At 43.1% G+C, this 2,146-nt stretch carries 1 protein-coding gene; it reads right to left on the reverse strand.

All coding sequences use genetic code 11. The annotated features are described in order from the left end of the window. Positions 1–227: 227 nt before the first annotated feature. Entirely contained in the window at positions 228–1,604 is a 1,377-nt protein-coding gene (locus Q0K92_RS12985) for a PAS domain S-box protein (protein WP_297326215.1), read from the reverse strand. Between the last annotated feature and the right edge of the window lie 542 nt (positions 1,605–2,146).

Consider the following 2,146-nt stretch of genomic DNA (forward strand, 5'->3'; position numbering starts at 1 on the left):
AATGTAATGCACGTATCCTGGAGCGCCGGGTGATGAACAATAATTGCCCTGTCCATTTTTTTTTTAATCTGATGGGCGTGCTGGCATTTTATCGTTTTGAACGGCGGATGTGATGGGATTGAAAGCCGTTTTCTCAGAGTATTGTATTTCCGGAATGTGCGTTGGATCTTTCCATGCGTTCCAGTGCTTGTAATTCCGCTGCGGTAAATCCTGCTTTTTGTCGTGCTTCATAATGAAAAGGGCCGCTGATTTGCCCAATGAAGTGGTGACTGATTAATGCGCTTCGCCATGGCTGAATCTAGACCCGGCCCATTATCCTGTATGGTTACTATCACCAGGTTAGTTTCGGCTAACACCATGGCAGTAATCGTCAAGGTAGGTAACTTTGTTGCATGCATGGCTTCAATCGCATTTCTAAATAGATTGACCAGAACTTTCTGTATCTGCGTGCAATTACATTGAACAGCAGGAAGATTCTGCTGCAAATCAAGCACTGGATAGAAAGTACCATGACCATCATTACCAATAATGTTTAGCGCGTCATTGATAATATCATTCAGATTTGATCGCTCGGTTACCAATTCGCCTTCCTGCAGGAAAGCCAGCAACTCGTGCAGGCTATGACCAGCACGTTGCGCTTGTTCTACGCAACCTTCAAGTGCGCGTTTTAAATTATCAGAGTTTAAAACATCGTTGCCTAATTCGTGCAACACCACTTCTCCATAAGCGGAAATTGCTGTAAGTGGCTGATTAAGTTCATGAGCAATCGCCGAAGCCGTGAGCGCTGCCACCTGCTGTTTAAAAATATTTTCCGTTTCGTCGCGTTGTGCTTGCAGCTTTTTCTGTAGATTCTTCTGTTCTGTCACATCCCGTGTAACGCCTACCAGCCGATCCGGTTGCCCATTGTCGAAATACACCCGCCCCCTTGCAGATATCCAACGTGTAATACCATTGGCCGAATTAACAACACGATATTCCGCTTTGAATTCGCCATCACCAGCGGGATTCATCGCATGATCGATAGCGGACTGTCTCGCCCTGCGATCTTCCGGGTGTATCCTAGCCACGAATTCCTCATAACTGACAGTTTCACCCAAATGTTCACCCCATAATTTGCGCATCTGATTATCCCAATAAACGATATTGCGTTTCAGGTCGCAGTCAAAAATACCTAAACCCGCTGCTTGTTTCGCTAAACGCAATCGCTCCTCACTGGCTCGCAGTGCTCCCTCGGCCTCAAGACGCCGGCTAGCAACATTGAATGTAATCAAGATATAAAGCTGTTGCTGAGCTTCTATCGGGCTGAGGCTAACATCTAACAGCATCTCTTTGTGGTCTCGGCCTTGTGCGACAAATTCGTTGCTAACGCTCACAGAGTGCTTGATCGGTTCGCTAAGAAACAGCTCATGACAATATCGATACTGTTTCCGATACCGCGGCACAATCAGTATTTCAACCGCCAATCCACTGAGTTCATCTTCGGTATAGCCAAACAATTTTTGCGCCACTGGGTTAACCAACACAATGTGGCCAGAATCTTCAGTCAATAGCATTGCATCGGCTGCTGCATCAAACAGCGTTCGAAAACCTAAATTTTTCAGCACTTCTATCAAGTTATATCCCTGCTCTCAGCATTTCATAAGAGATTTAGAAAAGCTTACGACAAAAACCAATTCTTCTCTATAAATATTTGACACATAAGGGTTTACCCTTACGTGCTAGCGCGGATTTTGCCGCTTGTTATTCTCTTGTAGGATTTGCAAGGTAGGAAATATGATACAGATTTGCCAGTCACTTTCTTAGGTTATTGATATCGCTTAGGTTCTTCGGACGGGCTTTTTCAATGATATGGATATATCGGGAAATTATCTACGTGTGGTCATCTGCCTCATATTTAGCAAAAGATAAGAAATTATGACCAAGAAAAACATAGGAATAACTTCACAGTTACAGCAAATGACCAGTAATTTTCTTATTGTTATTTTTGCGAAATTTGTCTACAGCCTCTGGGGATGAAAGGCTTCAGACCAATCTTCGACATCATAATTTTATATCTATTAACTACTTATGCCCTTTGATGTGTTGTTTTCGCTACGTTAAAACTTTTAACAGTTTGGAGAAAATTAAATGAATAAAAATACACTAG

It is taken from the genome of Nitrosomonas sp. (assembly GCF_024282095.1).
Classification (GTDB): domain Bacteria; phylum Pseudomonadota; class Gammaproteobacteria; order Burkholderiales; family Nitrosomonadaceae; genus Nitrosomonas.